This is a genomic window from Bacillus sp. MBGLi79 (assembly GCF_002953915.1).
The window spans coordinates 4,799,119-4,815,784 of sequence record NZ_CP026521.1 but is presented as its reverse complement, the minus strand read 5'-3'; the positions used below and the strand labels follow the sequence as shown (position 1 = coordinate 4,815,784).

Here is a 16,666-nt window from a genome sequence, read left to right as displayed (position 1 = left end):
AGCTCCCATCTGTCCGCTCGACTTGCATGTATTAGGCACGCCGCCAGCGTTCGTCCTGAGCCAGGATCAAACTCTCCGATAAAAAGTTTGACTGACTACGCACATCGCTGTGCGATTTATAAAAAATGAATTAACAGGTACGTTTTGTCTTGTTTAGTTTTCAAAGAACTTTGTGTGCTTCCCTCGAAGCGACTACTTAATAGTAACATTTTTAGTTAACTAGGTCAACACTTTTTTGAAAAAGTTTTTACTAGTCATGATTGTTACGTTTGCGTCTTTTAAAAGACAACAAAAATGATTATACCATAATTTTTAAGACTGTAAAGAGGAATAAAACAAAAAAGCGCAGCTATTTTAGCTGCGCTTTTTCTCACACTTCTTCTTGTTCTTCTTCATTCTCATCTTCTTCGTTTTTCTCTACTAAGGCCACTGTAGCAACATGTTCTTCTTCTGCCATTCTGATGAGACGCACACCTTGAGTGACACGTCCGGTGATTGAGATATCACTGATGTCCATTCTAATGAGTACGCCGCTGGCTGTAATAATCATTAGATCCTCTTCACCTTTAGTAGCTTTCACTGCTACTAGTTGGCCGTTGTTCTCGGTGATTTTTGCTGTTTTGAGTCCTTTTCCGCCCCGGCTTTGGGTTCTGTACTCTTCAGCCGGAGTCCGTTTTCCGTATCCTTTTTCAGTTACGATAAGAACGTGTGATTCTTCCTCTAATATCTCCATGCCGACAACAACGTCGTCATCTGTCAGGGTGATGCCTTTTACGCCTGCCGCAGTTCTTCCCATCTCCCGGACATCTGTTTCAGGGAAACGGATCAGTAAACCGTTTTTCGTTCCGATGATGATTTGTTTTGTACCATCAGTCAGACGTACACCCATCAGTTCATCATCCTCACGAAGACTCAAAGCGATTAGGCCATTGTTGCGGATATTAGCGAATTGAGACAGCGAAGTTCGTTTTGAAACCCCGTGCTTTGTTGTGAAGAAAAGGTAAAGCTCCGCATTGAATTCCGTGACTGGAATAATCGCGTTGATCCACTCACCCTTTTCTACTTCCAGCAGGTTAATAATCGGGATTCCTTTTGCCGTTCTGCCGTATTCAGGGATTTCATACCCTTTTGCACGATACACTTTCCCCTTGTTTGAGAAGAAGAGAATCGTGTCATGAGTTGACGTAGAGATCAAATGCTCAACGAAATCATCTTCATTTGTTCCCATTCCTTGTACACCTTTACCGCCTCGTTTTTGACTGCGATAAGTTGATGCAGGAAGACGTTTGATGTACCCGTTGTGTGTCAGAGTGACGACGATATTTTCTCTCTCAATGAGATCTTCATCTTCAATTGTCTCTAGTCCAGAAGTGACGATCTCAGTACGTCTTTCATCGTTAAAACGCTCTTTGATTTCCGTGAGTTCTTCACGAATAATCTCAAGCACTTTATATTCATTTGCCAAGATGTCTTTTAGCTCTGCAATTAATTTAACAAGAGATTGGTATTCTTCTTCGATCTTTTCACGTTCCAGTCCTGTTAAACGCTGGAGCCTCATATCAAGGATCGCTTGTGCTTGCTTCTCTGTCAGTGAGAATTGTTCAATTAAACCTGTTCTCGCAATTTCAGCCGTTTGAGAATTACGGATAAGGGAAATAACTGCATCGAGATGATCCAGAGCAACTCTCAAGCCTTCAAGGATGTGAGCTCTCGCTTCCGCTTTACGCAATTCATAGGCAGTACGGCGTCTAATTACGACTTTTTGGTGGTCAAGGTAATGCTCCAGGCATTGCTTAAGAGTTAAAACTTTCGGCTGACCATCAACAAGTGCAAGCAAATTGATACCAAAAGATGTTTGTAGAGCAGTTTGTTTGTACAGATTGTTTAGAATGACATTTGCATTAGCATCACGTCTAATTTCAATGACAATTCTCATACCTGTACGATCTGACTCATCACGCAGATCTGTAATGCCCTCTATCTTTTTATCCCTAACAAGATCAGCAATTTTCTCGATTAATTTCGCCTTATTTACTTGGTAAGGCAACTCTGTAACAATAATTCTTTCTTTACCTGAAGATGTTTGTTCGATCTCAGCTTTTGCCCGAATTGTAATAGAGCCTCGGCCAGATTCGTATGCTTTCCGTATACCGCTTCGTCCCAAGATTTTACCCGCAGTCGGGAAATCAGGACCTGGAATGACTTCCATAAGCTCTGGAATTGTAATGTCCGGATTCTCACTGACAGCAAGTACACCGTCAATGATTTCTCCCAGCTGGTGCGGAGGAATGTTTGTTGCCATACCTACCGCAATGCCGGCAGCACCGTTCACGAGCAGATTTGGGAACCTCGAAGGCATAACGACAGGTTCTCTTTCTGAACCGTCATAGTTATCCTGATAATCGATTGTGTCTTTTGTGATGTCTCGAAGAATTTCCATCGAGATTTTAGACATTCTTGCTTCTGTATAACGCATGGCAGCCGCTGAGTCTCCGTCAACAGAACCGAAGTTTCCGTGACCGTCAACGAGCATATAACGGTAGTTGAAATCCTGAGCCATTCTGACCATGGATTCATATACCGCTGAATCACCGTGCGGATGGTATTTCCCGATAACCTCTCCAACGATACGCGCGGATTTTTTATAAGGCTTGTCACTGGTCATGCCCAAATCATTCATTGCATATAAAATCCGTCTATGAACCGGCTTTAAGCCGTCACGAACATCCGGAAGAGCACGGGATACGATAACGCTCATTGCATAATCCAAGAAGGACGTACGCATTTCCTGACTGATATTTATTTCACGAACTTGTGGTGTGTTTTGTTCACTCATTAAAAAACCTCCCTGAAGTATCACATGAAATATGTGGGAGTAGATTGTCCATTATGACCTTCAATACGATTTCACTATTCTCCATTATATCAATAAACTTATGATTATACACATTAAATTGCTAGAATATATAGGTATTGCAAGCATTGCTGCATCTGATCTTGTTTAGAAAAAAGCCTTATTTCTTATTGGAAATAAGGCTTTTTATGATTAGATGTCAAGATTTTTAACGTATCTCGCATTTGCTTCTATGAAGTTTCGGCGAGGTTCTACTTTGTCGCCCATCAGCATTTCGAATGTCTCATCCGCATCCATTGCATCTTCAAGAGTTACCTGAAGCAGCGTTCTAGAGCTAGGATCCATGGTTGTCTCCCATAACTGGGTGGCATTCATTTCACCAAGACCTTTGTAACGCTGCAATCCAGGCTTAGGTGTTTGAGGAAGCGTTTTTAACAAGTCTTCAAGCTCCTTGTCATTGTACGCATATTCAACACGTTTCCCCTGTTGAACCTTGTAGAGCGGCGGCTGTGCAATGTACACATAGCCATTTTCGATAATTTGGCGCATATATCTGTAAAAGAACGTTAACAGCAGGGTTCTGATGTGCGCACCGTCAACATCGGCATCTGTCATAATGACAACTTTATGGTAACGGGCTTTCTCCAGGTTGAAATCTTCCCCGATACCTGTGCCAAGTGCTGTGATCATAGAGCGAACTTCGTTGTTAGAAAGGATCTTGTCCAGTCTTGCTTTTTCAACGTTCAAGATTTTACCTCTAAGCGGCAAAATAGCTTGGAAATGTCTGTCCCGTCCTTGTTTAGCAGATCCACCGGCAGAGTCACCCTCTACGATATATAACTCGGAAATGCTCGGATCTTTTGAAGAGCAGTCCGCTAGTTTACCGGGAAGGTTTGAAATTTCCAAAGCGCTCTTGCGGCGTGTAAGTTCACGCGCTTTTTTCGCAGCCATTCTAGCTCTTGCCGCCATTAAACCTTTATCGACAATTTTTTTGGCCGCATCTGGATTTTCCAGCATAAATGTTTCCATTGCCGCAGAAAATAACGTATCAGTGATGGTCCGAGCTTCTGAGTTGCCTAGCTTTGTTTTCGTTTGGCCCTCAAACTGCGGATCAGGGTGTTTGATTGAAATAATCGCGGTCAGCCCTTCTCTTACATCATCTCCGCTTAGGTTAGGGTCATTTTCTTTAATAAGCCCTTTTTTTCTGGCATAGTCGTTGATAACACGAGTCAGGCCCGTTTTGAAGCCAGCTTCATGGGTACCGCCTTCGTACGTGTTAATGTTGTTTGTAAACGAGTAAATGTTGCTTGTGTAGCTGTCATTGTATTGTAAAGCCACTTCAACCGTAATGCCGTCCTTTTCGCCTTCAATGTAAATCGGCTCTTCATGGACAACTTCTTTAGAACGGTTTAAATACTCTACATAACTTTTAATTCCGCCTTCGTAATGGTACTCGTTTTTACGCTCTTGCCCTTCACGTTTATCTTCGATCGTGATGTTTACGCCCTTTGTCAAAAAGGCTAATTCACGCACGCGGTTGGCAAGCAGATCATAATCATACTCAGTTGTTTCTGTGAAAATTTCAGGATCCGGGACAAAATGTGTCGTCGTTCCTGTATGATCCGTTTCGCCAATGATTTCAAGGTCTGAAACTGGAACTCCGCGTTTATAGGTTTGGCGATGAATTTTACCGTCACGGTGAACCGTCACATCAAGCTCTGTTGATAGTGCGTTCACGACCGACGCACCTACACCGTGTAATCCTCCGGATACTTTATAGCCGCTTCCGTCAAATTTTCCTCCGGCATGAAGCACCGTCATAATGACTTCTACCGCAGGACGGCCCATTTTTTCATGAATACCGACTGGAATACCGCGGCCATTATCTACAACCGTGATACTGTTGTCTTTTTCGATTTGGATATTGATATCTTTACAATAACCGGCGAGGGCTTCGTCAATACTATTGTCGACAATTTCCCATACCAGGTGGTGAAGGCCTTTGCTGTTTGTCGAGCCGATATACATCCCCGGTCTTTTACGAACAGCTTCCAATCCTTCTAGTACCTGTATCTGATTTTCATCATAACTGTTTTGCTGCTGTTCCATAGCCACGTCATTCACCTACACTTTTCTAAACGATATATTCGTGATAAAAAATTCTAAGAATCTATTTCAAACATAAATTGCGCACGTTTTTTTAATGTGCTGGAAGATAAGGGAGAGTAATATATATTCTGAACCGTGACTACGATAGATTTGGGCGTGCCGTTTACGGAAGGCACCACCTTGTGTTTCTGTTTTTTCAGAAATTCTTCAACAATAGGCGACATGTTGGCTTTAAAGTCAAAAATGCCGACAATATCTCGTGTTGAAACCACAAAGTCATCACCTAAATGAATATACAATTGCTCACCTCATTTCTTCACTTCACTAACGCACCATTTTGCACACGGAACATTCCTGCTTGACGTAAGGTTTCGTGATCAATGCCATCAACGCTTGTCGTTGTGACAAACGTTTGTACACGGCCTTGGATCGTATGAAGCAAGTGTGACTGGCGATAATCATCCAGTTCACTCAGTACATCATCCAATAGTAAAATGGGATATTCTCCGATTTCTTCATGGATCAGGTCAATCTCCGCCAGCTTAAGGGACAACGCCGTCGTTCGCTGCTGTCCTTGAGAACCATACGTCTGCACATCGCGTCCGTTCACATAGAAAAGGACATCGTCACGATGAGGCCCTGACAAAGTAACACCGCGCTCGATTTCTTTTTCTCTTAATTTAGAAAACGCTTCTTGATAGCTATCTCCTATTTTCGACAAGTCTACGGGATCTGATACATCAAGAGCTGTATGGTACTTCAAGGTCAGTTCTTCAAGCCCTCTTGAGATGCCTGCATGGACGGGCTGCGCCCATTTTTCGAGCTGTGCTGTAAACTGCAGGCGTTTTACGACGACTTTTGCTGCAACTTCCACAAGCTGATCGGTCAAAACATCGAGCATCGTCCGGTCTGTTTGTTTTCTTGTTTGCAGCTGTTTTAAAAAATGATTCCGCTGGGAAAGGATTTTCTGGTAAAGAGAAAGGTCATGAAGGTAGACGGGAGAAACCTGTCCGATTTCCATGTCAAGAAACCGCCTTCTCACTTGAGGGCTTCCCTTTACAAGATTTAAATCTTCCGGCGCAAACATAATGGTGTTGAGGGCCCCGACATACTGGCTGAGCTTTTGCTGTTCAATATGATTGACCTTGCCCTTTTTACCTTTTTTGGAGATGACGAGCTGCATCGGGATCGCCCCGTTTTGCTTCATCACTCTTCCCTCTATTTTAGCATAGTCTTTGTCCCACCGTATAAGTTCTTTGTCATTTGATGTCCTGTGCGATTTCGCCATAGACAAGACATAGATCGCCTCCATAAGGTTTGTCTTCCCCTGGGCGTTTTCACCGATGATCACATTTACTTTATTTTCAAATTGAAGTTCAGCATGGTCGTAGTTGCGGTAAGATGTCAGTTCTAAGTTCTGGATATACAATCAGTGTCACCCGCTTTAATTGACGACTTGAAATGAACCAAATCCTTCAATCTCTACCACATCTCCAACATACAGCTTTCTGCCTCGGCGGTTGTCCGGCTCGTTGTTCACAAGCACTTCATGCTCGCTTAAAAACCACTTCGCCATCCCGCCAGACTGAATCACATCGGCTAATTTTAAGAATTGTCCGAGTGTAATCATCTCTGTATCAATTGAAATCGGATTTGCCATTATATCGACCTCTTTCAAATATCACTAATATCTAATTGTACTAAAAAAAAACGAATTAGGGAAAGGGAAAACTTGTCGGAGCAGTTGCCGAATAGAAAAGCTGCCGACGGGTCGGCAGCAGTGTATCGGATTAATAGGTTCTGACAGGAAGGATAAGCTGTACAATCGTTTCATCATTCGGCGTGCGAATTAAGAAAGGTCTCATTGCACCTGTAAAGCTTACGCGTATTTCTGCTCCTTCAAGCACCTTTAGTGCATCCATCATATATTTTGGACTAAAAGAGATATTTAATTCCTCACCCTCAATTTGATCCGCAACAATTGCTTCCACAACTTTACCGATTTCAGGGGAGTTAGAAGAAATTTCAATGGATTCAGCCGGTTTTGCGGACAGCTTCACCACGTTGTTGCGCCCCTCTCTGGCTAAAAGAGATGCACGATCAATGGCCTGAAGGAATTCTTTTGTGTTTACAATGATTTCTGTTTTGCTGTCTTGCGGAATCAGGCTGGTTGTGTCTGGATAATTTCCGTCCAGAAGCCGTGAGAAAAATAAAACGTTTTTCGCTTTAAACAGAACTTGAGTTTCTGTGATCACGATATCTACGAGTTCCTGATTGTCATCCAAAATCTTGCTGAGTTCAGTTAAACTTTTTCCCGGAATCACGACGTTATAAGATCTGTCTTCTGGAATATCAAGTTTCGCTTTTCTTAAAGCAAGACGGTGACTATCCGTTGCGGTGCATAATAATTCACTTTGTTCCACTTTCCAGTTTACACCTGTCAAGATAGGACGTGTTTCTGAGGTGGACACTGCGAATACGGTTTGTCTGATCAAATTTTTTAACAAATCAGTTGGAATCTGAATCGCATGATGTTCTTCAATCTGCGGCAAGTGAGGATACTCATCAGCATCCAGTCCGTTTAGATTAAATTCGGCTTTACCAGAACGAATAATCGTTAAATACTGATTTTGCACTTCGATTTCGACAGTTGCCATCGGCAGTTTTTTTACAATTTCGCTAAAGAAGCGAGCCTGTAAAACGATGCTTCCGGGCTGTTCGATAGTGACGATTTCTTTATCTCCTTCTTCTTTTGGAATAAAGGATTCAATAGAAATATCTGAATCACTTCCTGTAAAGGATACGCCATCATCTGATGCAACAATTTTAATACCAGTCAGAATGGGAATCGTAGTTCTGGATGAAACTGCTTTTAATACATCTTGGACACTTTCAACAAGACGATCTTTTTGAATCGTGAATTTCATTTTTATCCTCCTAACGGATAATGTATTAATATATATATTTTTTTAAAAAATAGTAGAAGTAATAGTAGGGCCTGTGGATTTGTGGATAAGTTGTGAAAAAGACAGGAAACACAGCCTATCCACATGTGGACAGACTGTGTATGACTTCCGTAAAGTTATTCACACTTTCCCCGATTAATCCCCGGTCCTGCTATTTAAGCTGTTCTTTAATTTCTTTTACATGCTGCTGAAGCTGTTCGTCATCTGCCAGCAGTTTTGAAATTTTTTCATGCGCATGAATAACGGTCGTATGATCCCGTCCTCCAAACTCTTCTCCGATTTTAGGAAGAGAGGAATCAGTCATTTCCCTTGATAAGTACATGGCGATTTGACGCGGAAAAGCTACTGACTTTGTCCGTTTTTTTGCTTTGAAATCCTCGAGTTTAATATTAAATTGCTGGCCTACTACCCTCTGAATTTCTTTAATCGTAATGACTTTCGGTTTTGATGAAGGAATAATATCTTTCAGCGCCTCAGCGGCCAGATCAGCATTAATATCTTTATTAATTAAAGATGAGTAAGCAACAACTCTGATTAATGCGCCTTCCAGCTCCCGAATATTGCTGTCGATTTGATTTGCGATGTAAAGCATAACCTCGTTTGGAATATCGAGGCCCTCTGCTTTGGCTTTTTTTCTTAAAATCGCAATTCTCGTTTCCAGATCAGGCGGCGTGATATCCGTGATCAGGCCCCATTCAAAACGTGAGCGCAATCTGTCCTCAAGTGTCGGAATTTCCTTTGGAGGCCGGTCACTTGAAATGACGATTTGTTTGCTTTCTTCGTGCAATGTGTTAAATGTATGGAAAAATTCTTCCTGGGTTTGTTCTTTCCCCGCTAAAAATTGAATATCATCTATCAAAAGCACATCAACATTTCGATAGCGATTGCGGAAGTCGACGGCTTTATTATCTCGGATAGAGTTGATGAATTCGTTTGTAAATTTCTCAGAAGACAGATAAACCACTTTGGCAGAAGGATTATGATCTATTACATAATGGCCGATCGCATGCATTAAGTGTGTTTTCCCTAAGCCGACGCCCCCATAGATAAATAAAGGGTTGTAAGCTTTCGCGGGTGCTTCCGCTACTGCAAGGGAAGCTGCGTGTGCAAATCGGTTTCCAGATCCGATGACAAAAGTATCAAAAGTATATTTTGGATTGAGCATATTTTGAGGAAAATCAGATGTATCTTCTTTGACCGCCTTTTTGACTTGCGGTTTCGGCATAAAGTCCTCAACATCTTGATTTTGAGGAATGACAAACTTAATGCTCAATTCTTCCCCGGTTAATTCATATATAGTATCTGCAATCAGATGCAAGTATCTGGACTCCAGCCAGTCTCTGGCAAATTCATTGGGAGCCGTGATCGTTAAGGTATCTCCTTGCAGTGAGTGGGCTTTGGTTGACTTCATCCAAGTCTCAAAACTCGGTTTGCTCAACTTTTTTTCGATTTGAGCAAGGGCTTGGTTCCACAGGTCTAATATATTTTCCATCTTCCGGCACGTCCCTCCTTTTCATAGAAAATGGCATCTTTCTCTGTTATAGAACACAAAAAAAGAGCAAATGGCGCTTACCATTCGTACACATTAAATGTTGAAAACATATAATATAGTAGATAAATAGCTTTTCGACAAATTTCACAACTTGTGGACAACCTTCTACACAAGCTGTGTGAAATCAATCCACAACTTATCCACACTTTGTGGATAAAGAGGAAAGGTAAGATTAGTAATCAAGAGTTAAAACACAAATATAATACCAAAATAAACGAGAGCTTGCAATGGTTGTCACAATCTTATCCACAAAGCGGACAACCTGTTGAAAAATTATTGTCCACAGGGGTTGGTAATGTGAAAATGTTGTCGATAACCTTTGTGGATATTAAAAAAAGCCGAAAAAGATATCCACACGCGTGTTTTTAGGGGCAAATTGTTTGGATCTGTCTTTTTTTCGTTAAATTAAGGAATCTAAAAAATAAGGTTTCGAAAGTTGAAAAGGTATGGTATCCTATTATGGTTGCAAGAAATAAAAGCACTAGTAAAGTTGACAATGAATAGGTAACGCAAATATAATAAGTAAGACTGTCTTTAACAGCTATTCCTCGAGGGAGGTGTCATAAATGAAAAGAACATTCCAACCGAATAACCGTAAACGCAGCAAAGTTCATGGCTTCAGAAGCCGTATGAGTTCAAAAAACGGTCGTCTAGTTTTAGCACGCCGTCGCCGCAAAGGCAGAAAAGTATTATCAGCTTAGGCCACTGAATAATGTCAGTGGTCTTTTTTCACGTTATGGGAAAAGATAGATGTGATGCGTAATGAACCGGGGCATGCTCCCTGGTTCAAATGCATCTCATTTTCATAATAAATTTTAAAAGTTTCTGCCAGCCAGTATCGGAGTGAGTCATTTGAAGAAGCGAAATCGTTTAAAGAAAAATGAAGATTTTCAAAAAGTGTTTAAACATGGGACATCAGTTGCAAACCGCCAGTTTGTCTTATATACGCTTGATCAGCCTGAAAATGATGAGCTGCGTGTCGGGCTTTCCGTCAGCAAAAAAATTGGCAATGCTGTGATGCGAAATCGGATCAAACGTTTGATTCGGCAGGCCTTTCTTGAAGAGAAAGAGAGACTGAAGGAAAAGGACTACATCATTATTGCCAGAAAACCGGCGAGCCAGCTGACATATGAGGAAACGAAAAAAAGTCTGCAGCATCTATTCAGAAAGTCTTCATTATATAAGAAATCTTCGTCAAAGTAGGCATCACCACTGCTTTCTTACAACTTTTAAAAGCGCTTCCTTTCTGGTTGATCAGAAAAAGACACCATTTAAAACTGAAAGATGCTAAAATACATACAAGTATGCTTTGCAATAAAAGAGTGTAAAGATTAATTATAGGAGGAAATGTTGTTGAAAAGGAGAATAGGGTTGCTATTAAGTATGGTTGGCGTATTCATGCTTTTGGCTGGATGCTCGAGTGTGAAAGAGCCGATCACTGCAGATAGTCCGCATTTCTGGGACAAGTACGTAGTATATCCATTGTCTGAGCTCATTACGTATGTAGCGAAATTGACGGGAGATAACTACGGACTTTCAATTATTCTTGTTACCATTTTAATTCGTTTATTAATTTTACCGCTGATGATTAAGCAGCTGAGAAGTTCGAAAGCGATGCAGGCTTTACAGCCGGAAATGCAAAAGTTGAAAGAAAAATACAGCTCAAAGGATCAAAAAACACAGCAAAAGCTTCAGCAGGAAACAATGGCTTTATTCCAAAAGCATGGTGTTAATCCATTGGCGGGATGTTTCCCGATTTTGATCCAGATGCCGATTTTAATTGGATTCTATCATGCGATCATGAGAACACAGGCGATTTCAGAGCATAGCTTCTTATGGTTTGACTTAGGAGAAAAGGATCCTTTCTATATTCTTCCTATCGTTGCCGGTGTCGCCACATTTGTTCAGCAAAAACTGATGATGGCGGGCAATGCGCAGCAAAATCCGCAAATGGCGATGATGCTTTGGATTATGCCAATTATGATTATCGTATTTGCGATCAACTTCCCGGCGGCTCTTTCTCTTTATTGGGTAGTCGGTAACTTGTTTATGATTGCGCAAACTTTCCTCATTAAAGGGCCTGATATTAAAAAAAATCCTGAGCCGCAAAAAGCCGGAGGAAAGAAAAAGTGAGGAATGTGACTGCTGCAGGGCGAAATGTCGATGAAGCAGTACAGTCCGGATTGCAAGAGCTGGGATTAACGAGGAATAAAGTAGAAATTACTGTTATTGAAGAGGGACACAAAGGGTTTCTCGGTATTTTCGGTAAAAAGCCGGCGATCGTCAAGCTAGTTGAAAAGATTGATCCGATTCAGCAAGCGAAGTCTTATCTTCAAACGATCGCCGAAGCCATTGCCGGAAAGTCTGATGTGACTGTTCAAGAAAGCAAAAAGACAGTGAGATTCCATATAACAGGTGAAAAAACGGCATTGTTGATTGGGAAAAGAGGACAAACCTTAAATGCTCTTGAAACATTGACACAGCTAGTTCTTAACCGTTATCCAGGCCAATATAAAAATGTGACGGTGGATGCAGAAAACTATCGTTTGAAAAGAAAGGAAACGCTGAGCCAGCTGGCCATCAGGCTTGCTGACCAGGTCTTGAAAACGAAAAAAGCAATCCAGCTTGAGCCTATGCCATCCACTGAAAGAAAAGTTATTCATGATACTCTTTCTGGATATGCAAACCACCAGATCAAAACATATTCAATGGGTGAAGGCGAAAATCGCCATCTCGTTATTTCCCATAAAAAATAGCATAAAACCGAAGTCCGGTAAAAATCGGATTTCGGTTTTTTTGTATGCGAAAAATCTACTTTTCCTAGTAATATCAAGGTTTTGCCGTTTAAGTTTTTTCTTTTTAGGTGTATCCTGTTGATAAAAAGGAAGTTCAGGAAATAAAATTAATTGTTATTCACATGTGGATAAGTTAAAGTAATAAGGGACGAATTTCTATTTCTGTGGATAACAAATCTTCCACTTCGAACCAAACTATGTTATCTTTTAGTTTTGGCATAATAAAAATTTTTTTATATAGATGAAACATAAGTAAAGAGAGGTGAACAGCATGGATACAATTGCGGCAATTTCCACACCGATGGGAGAAGGCGCGATTGCGATTGTACGGTTGAGCGGACCAGAGGCCATTCAAATCGCAGATAAAATTTATAAAGGACCGAAGGGGAAAACACTCAGCTCGGTTGAATCACATACGATTCATTATGGTCATATCGTAGACAGACCTTCAGATCGTGTCGTTGAGGAAGTAATGGTATCAGTGTTAAAAGCGCCGAGAACTTTTACACGAGAAGATGTGATCGAGATTAACTGTCACGGGGGAATTGTGACTGTGAACCAAGTGCTTCAGCTCGCATTGAGAGAGGGAGCGAGACTGGCAGAGCCTGGCGAATTTACGAAACGTGCGTTTTTAAACGGGCGAATCGATCTTTCACAGGCGGAAGCGGTTATGGACTTAATCAGAGCGAAAACGGACCGGGCAATGAACGTTGCTATGAATCAAATGGAAGGGCGTCTTTCTGCTTTGGTGCGCCGTTTGCGCAGTGAGATTTTAGAAACCCTGGCTCATGTTGAGGTGAATATCGATTATCCGGAGTATGATGATGTAGAGGAAATGACGCATCAGATTTTAGTTGAAAAGGCAACCGCCGTTAAAAAGGAAATTGAGGCGCTGTTGAGAACTTCTGAGCAAGGAAAAATCTTGCGTGAAGGTCTTTCTACCGTCATTATCGGCCGGCCGAACGTAGGAAAATCATCTCTTCTGAACAGTCTCGTTCATGAGGCAAAAGCCATTGTAACCGATATTCCCGGAACGACACGGGATGTAATTGAGGAATACGTGAATGTAAGAGGCGTCCCGCTTCGTCTGGTTGATACAGCTGGTATTCGCGAAACAGAAGACATTGTTGAGCGAATCGGTGTTGAACGTTCTCGCCAGGTTCTGAAGGAAGCGGACCTGATTTTACTTGTTCTTAATAATAGTGAAGAGCTTTCTGAAGAAGATGTAAAGCTTTTTGAAGCCGTTGAGGGCATGGACGTTATCGTGATTTTGAATAAGACTGACCTTGAGGCGAAGATTGACACTGAGCGTGTCCGTGAACTTGCCAATGGACGTCCAGTTGTTACGACATCCCTTTTAAAAGAGGAAGGCATCAATGATCTGGAAGAAGCGATTCAATCGCTGTTCTACACGGGTGCCATTGAAAGCGGGGATCTGACTTATGTCAGCAACACACGTCACATCTCTATTTTACAGCAAGCAAAACGTGCCATTGAAGATGCGCTTAGCGGCATCGAACAGGATGTCCCGATCGACATGGTGCAAATCGACCTTACAAGATGCTGGGAGCTTTTGGGCGAAATCATCGGAGATTCTGTCCACGAAAGCTTAATTGATCAGCTCTTTTCACAATTCTGTTTAGGAAAATAATAAAAGGAGGAACTAGAATCATGGGGTATGAAGCAGGCCAATACGATGTGATTGTGATTGGCGCCGGGCATGCCGGTGTTGAGGCTGCCCTCGCATCTGCACGCCAAGGCGCCAAAACGCTTGTCTTGACCATCAACCTAGATATGGTTGCATTTATGCCATGTAATCCGTCTGTCGGCGGCCCCGCAAAAGGGATTGTCGTCCGTGAGATTGACGCGCTTGGCGGAGAAATGGGAAGAAACATCGATAAAACGCATATTCAAATGAGAATGCTGAATACAGGAAAAGGTCCTGCGGTTCGTGCATTGCGTGCACAAGCAGACAAATTCCAATATCAGCACGAAATGAAAAATACACTTGAAAAAGAACCAAACTTAACATTGCTGCAAGGAATTGTGGAGCGGCTGATCGTTGAAGACGGTGAATGCCGAGGTGTGATTACACAAACCGGCGCACATTATCGTGCGAAAACAGTTGTCATGACGACAGGGACCTATCTAAGAGGACGAATTATTCTTGGCGATCTGTCTTACTCAAGCGGCCCGAACAACCAGCAGCCTTCTATTAAGCTTTCTGAGCATTTGGAGGAACTGGGTTTTGACCTTGTTCGTTTTAAAACAGGTACGCCGCCTCGCGTTAAAAGCGACACAATTGATTACAGCAAAACGGAAATTCAGCCTGGTGACGAAGTGCCTCGCGCTTTCTCATATGAAACAGTGGAGTATATCACAGATCAGCTCCCTTGCTGGCTGACATATACAAGCCCTGAGACACATGAGATTATTGACAGCAACCTGCACCGTTCACCGATGTATTCCGGTATGATCAAAGGTACTGGCCCAAGATATTGCCCGTCCATTGAAGATAAAGTTGTACGATTTAATGATAAACCGCGTCACCAGATCTTCCTTGAGCCGGAAGGCAGAAATACACAGGAAGTCTATGTCCAAGGTTTATCTACTAGTCTTCCAGAAGACGTACAGCAAAGAATGCTTGCAACGATTCCTGGACTTGAAAACGTGCAAATGATGAGAGCCGGCTATGCGATCGAGTATGATGCGATCGTACCGACACAGCTCTGGCCGACACTTGAAACGAAAAAAATCACCAACCTTTACACTGCAGGCCAAATTAACGGAACATCCGGTTATGAAGAAGCCGCAGGACAAGGAATTATGGCGGGAATCAATGCAGGACGGAAAGCGCTTGGAAAAGAAGAAGTGATTCTAAGCCGTTCTGACGCCTACATTGGTGTTCTGATTGATGACCTTGTAACAAAAGGAACTAATGAGCCTTACCGTCTCTTGACATCACGTGCTGAATACAGATTGCTTCTTCGCCATGATAATGCTGATTTGCGCCTGACAGAAATCGGGCACCGCATTGGATTGATTTCTGATGAGCGGTATGCAGCTTTTGAGAAGAAAAAAGCGGCGATCGAAGCGGAGAAAAAACGTCTGTATTCTGTCATTATCAAGCCGTCTCCAGAAAACCAAGAATATATCCGTTCTCTTGGCGGAAGCGAATTGAAAGATGGAGTTCGCGGCACAGACTTAATGAAACGTCCTGAAATGAACTATGAAACAGTCACAAAACTGGCGCCGCCAGAAGTGCCGGTTCCTCAAGACGTGGCAGAACAAGTGGAAATCCAAGTGAAATATGAAGGATATATTGAAAAATCTCTTCAGCAAGTGGAAAAACTGAAGAAGATGGAAAATAAAAAAATTCCGGATCGAATTGATTATGACGCAATCAAAGGGATCGCGACTGAGGCGCGTCAAAAGCTGAAAAATGTGCGCCCTCTGTCTGTTGCCCAAGCTTCCCGCATTTCCGGTGTAAACCCGGCGGACATTTCAATTCTATTGGTGTATTTAGAGCAGGGACGCATTGCGAAGATAGCCGAGTAGAAAGGATGACGGCATGAATATTGAAGAATTCACTTCCGGTTTGGCGGAAAAAGGGATCTCCCTTTCTCCCCGTCAGCTGGAGCAATTTGAGCTGTATTACGACATGCTGGTTGAATGGAATGAAAAAATCAACCTGACTTCAATTACAGAGAAAAAAGAAGTGTATCTGAAGCATTTTTATGACTCCATTACAGCTGCTTTCTATGTCGACTTCAATCAAGTGAACACGATTTGTGATGTCGGAGCGGGAGCGGGTTTTCCGAGTCTGCCGATAAAAATATGTTTTCCGCACCTCAATGTCACAATCGTGGATTCACTGAACAAACGGATTACGTTTTTAGAAAAGTTATCTGAAGCTTTGCAATTGGAGAATACAACATTCTGCCATGACAGAGCTGAAACGTTCGGACAACGGAAAGACGTGCGGGAAAGCTATGATATTGTGACGGCGCGAGCAGTTGCAAGATTATCTGTTTTGAGTGAGCTTTGCTTGCCTCTGGTGAAGAAAAACGGTTTATTTGTTGCTTTAAAAGCGGCATCAGCTGAAGAAGAACTGAATGCAGGCAAAAAAGCAATCACGACGCTTGGAGGAGAACTTGAGAATGTCCATTCCTTTAAGCTGCCTATTGAAGAAAGCGATCGTAATATTATGGTGATACGCAAGATAAAAAATACACCTAAGAAGTATCCAAGAAAACCGGGAACTCCTAATAAATCGCCAATTGAAGGGTAATTTAGACAGCCTGATATGACAATACCATCATATTTTCATCAAAATTGATGGATGTATAGCAGGAAAAACCATGAGAAAATAGAATTATAAAAATGGCAG

Annotated in this window: 14 protein-coding genes; 7 read left to right on the top strand and 7 right to left on the bottom strand. The window is 42.1% G+C overall.

Translation table 11 applies throughout. The annotated features are described in order from the left end of the window. Positions 1–370: 370 nt before the first annotated feature. The 7 genes from gyrA to dnaA form a co-directional block, all read right to left on the bottom strand. Positions 371–2,836, bottom strand: coding sequence for a DNA topoisomerase (ATP-hydrolyzing) subunit A (gene gyrA, locus C1T29_RS24590; protein WP_103749109.1), 2,466 nt, complete (start codon positions 2,834–2,836; stop codon positions 371–373). A gap of 210 nt (positions 2,837–3,046) precedes the next feature. Next, complete coding sequence (gyrB, locus tag C1T29_RS24585) at positions 3,047–4,963, bottom strand: DNA topoisomerase (ATP-hydrolyzing) subunit B (protein WP_014662457.1); 1,917 nt, start codon at positions 4,961–4,963, stop codon at positions 3,047–3,049. Between the two features lie 53 nt (positions 4,964–5,016). Beyond that, positions 5,017–5,262: an extracellular matrix regulator RemB gene (gene remB / locus C1T29_RS24580; RefSeq protein WP_003219266.1), complete on the bottom strand. Its 246-nt coding sequence runs from the start codon at positions 5,260–5,262 to the stop codon at positions 5,017–5,019. 17 nt (positions 5,263–5,279) lie between these two features. Further along, on the bottom strand, positions 5,280–6,392 hold the full coding sequence (recF, locus tag C1T29_RS24575) for a DNA replication/repair protein RecF (RefSeq protein WP_040081112.1): 1,113 nt from the start codon (positions 6,390–6,392) through the stop codon (positions 5,280–5,282). 15 nt (positions 6,393–6,407) lie between these two features. Further along, entirely contained in the window at positions 6,408–6,623 is a 216-nt protein-coding gene (gene rlbA, locus C1T29_RS24570; protein WP_003219264.1) for a ribosome maturation protein RlbA, read from the bottom strand. 130 nt (positions 6,624–6,753) lie between these two features. Continuing rightward, on the bottom strand, positions 6,754–7,890 hold the full coding sequence (dnaN, locus tag C1T29_RS24565; protein WP_014662455.1) for a DNA polymerase III subunit beta: 1,137 nt from the start codon (positions 7,888–7,890) through the stop codon (positions 6,754–6,756). A 190-nt stretch (positions 7,891–8,080) separates the two neighbouring features. After that, entirely contained in the window at positions 8,081–9,421 is a 1,341-nt protein-coding gene (dnaA, locus tag C1T29_RS24560; RefSeq protein WP_003242674.1) for a chromosomal replication initiator protein DnaA, read from the bottom strand. Positions 9,422–10,047: 626 nt separating this feature from the next. Between dnaA and rpmH the strand changes: the two genes are divergently transcribed. The 7 genes from rpmH (at position 10,048) to rsmG (ending at position 16,567) form a co-directional block, all read left to right on the top strand. Beyond that, a complete protein-coding gene (gene rpmH / locus C1T29_RS24555) occupies positions 10,048–10,182 on the top strand; it encodes a 50S ribosomal protein L34 (RefSeq protein ID WP_003178075.1) in 135 nt (44 codons plus the stop codon). 151 nt (positions 10,183–10,333) lie between these two features. Continuing rightward, a complete protein-coding gene (gene rnpA / locus C1T29_RS24550) occupies positions 10,334–10,684 on the top strand; it encodes a ribonuclease P protein component (RefSeq protein WP_003242628.1) in 351 nt (116 codons plus the stop codon). Positions 10,685–10,828: 144 nt separating this feature from the next. Further along, positions 10,829–11,614, top strand: a complete 786-nt coding sequence (spoIIIJ, locus tag C1T29_RS24545; RefSeq protein WP_050982297.1) for a YidC family membrane integrase SpoIIIJ — start codon at positions 10,829–10,831, stop codon at positions 11,612–11,614. Further along, positions 11,611–12,237, top strand: a complete 627-nt coding sequence (gene jag / locus C1T29_RS24540; RefSeq protein WP_095430957.1) for an RNA-binding cell elongation regulator Jag/EloR — start codon at positions 11,611–11,613, stop codon at positions 12,235–12,237. The genes spoIIIJ and jag overlap by 4 nt, the downstream gene beginning before the upstream one ends. Before the next feature lie 310 nt (positions 12,238–12,547). Further along, positions 12,548–13,927, top strand: a complete 1,380-nt coding sequence (gene mnmE, locus C1T29_RS24535) for a tRNA uridine-5-carboxymethylaminomethyl(34) synthesis GTPase MnmE (protein ID WP_071578818.1) — start codon at positions 12,548–12,550, stop codon at positions 13,925–13,927. A 20-nt stretch (positions 13,928–13,947) separates the two neighbouring features. Next, positions 13,948–15,834 (top strand): tRNA uridine-5-carboxymethylaminomethyl(34) synthesis enzyme MnmG, encoded by a 1,887-nt coding sequence (mnmG, locus tag C1T29_RS24530; RefSeq protein ID WP_103749110.1) that lies wholly within the window; start codon positions 13,948–13,950, stop codon positions 15,832–15,834. Between the two features lie 13 nt (positions 15,835–15,847). After that, positions 15,848–16,567 (top strand): 16S rRNA (guanine(527)-N(7))-methyltransferase RsmG, encoded by a 720-nt coding sequence (gene rsmG / locus C1T29_RS24525; protein WP_014666148.1) that lies wholly within the window; start codon positions 15,848–15,850, stop codon positions 16,565–16,567. Positions 16,568–16,666 lie beyond the last annotated feature (99 nt).

Coding starts and splice junctions, on each gene's coding strand:
- gyrA (WP_103749109.1), bottom strand. CDS start 2,836: ATGAGTGAACAAAACACACCACAAGTTCGTGAAATAAATATCAGTCAG.
- gyrB (WP_014662457.1), bottom strand. CDS start 4,963: ATGGAACAGCAGCAAAACAGTTATGATGAAAATCAGATACAGGTACTA.
- rlbA (WP_003219264.1), bottom strand. CDS start 6,623: ATGGCAAATCCGATTTCAATTGATACAGAGATGATTACACTCGGACAA.
- dnaN (WP_014662455.1), bottom strand. CDS start 7,890: ATGAAATTCACGATTCAAAAAGATCGTCTTGTTGAAAGTGTCCAAGAT.
- dnaA (WP_003242674.1), bottom strand. CDS start 9,421: ATGGAAAATATATTAGACCTGTGGAACCAAGCCCTTGCTCAAATCGAA.
- rpmH (WP_003178075.1), top strand. CDS start 10,048: ATGAAAAGAACATTCCAACCGAATAACCGTAAACGCAGCAAAGTTCAT.
- spoIIIJ (WP_050982297.1), top strand. CDS start 10,829: ATGTTGTTGAAAAGGAGAATAGGGTTGCTATTAAGTATGGTTGGCGTA.
- mnmE (WP_071578818.1), top strand. CDS start 12,548: ATGGATACAATTGCGGCAATTTCCACACCGATGGGAGAAGGCGCGATT.
- mnmG (WP_103749110.1), top strand. CDS start 13,948: ATGGGGTATGAAGCAGGCCAATACGATGTGATTGTGATTGGCGCCGGG.
- rsmG (WP_014666148.1), top strand. CDS start 15,848: ATGAATATTGAAGAATTCACTTCCGGTTTGGCGGAAAAAGGGATCTCC.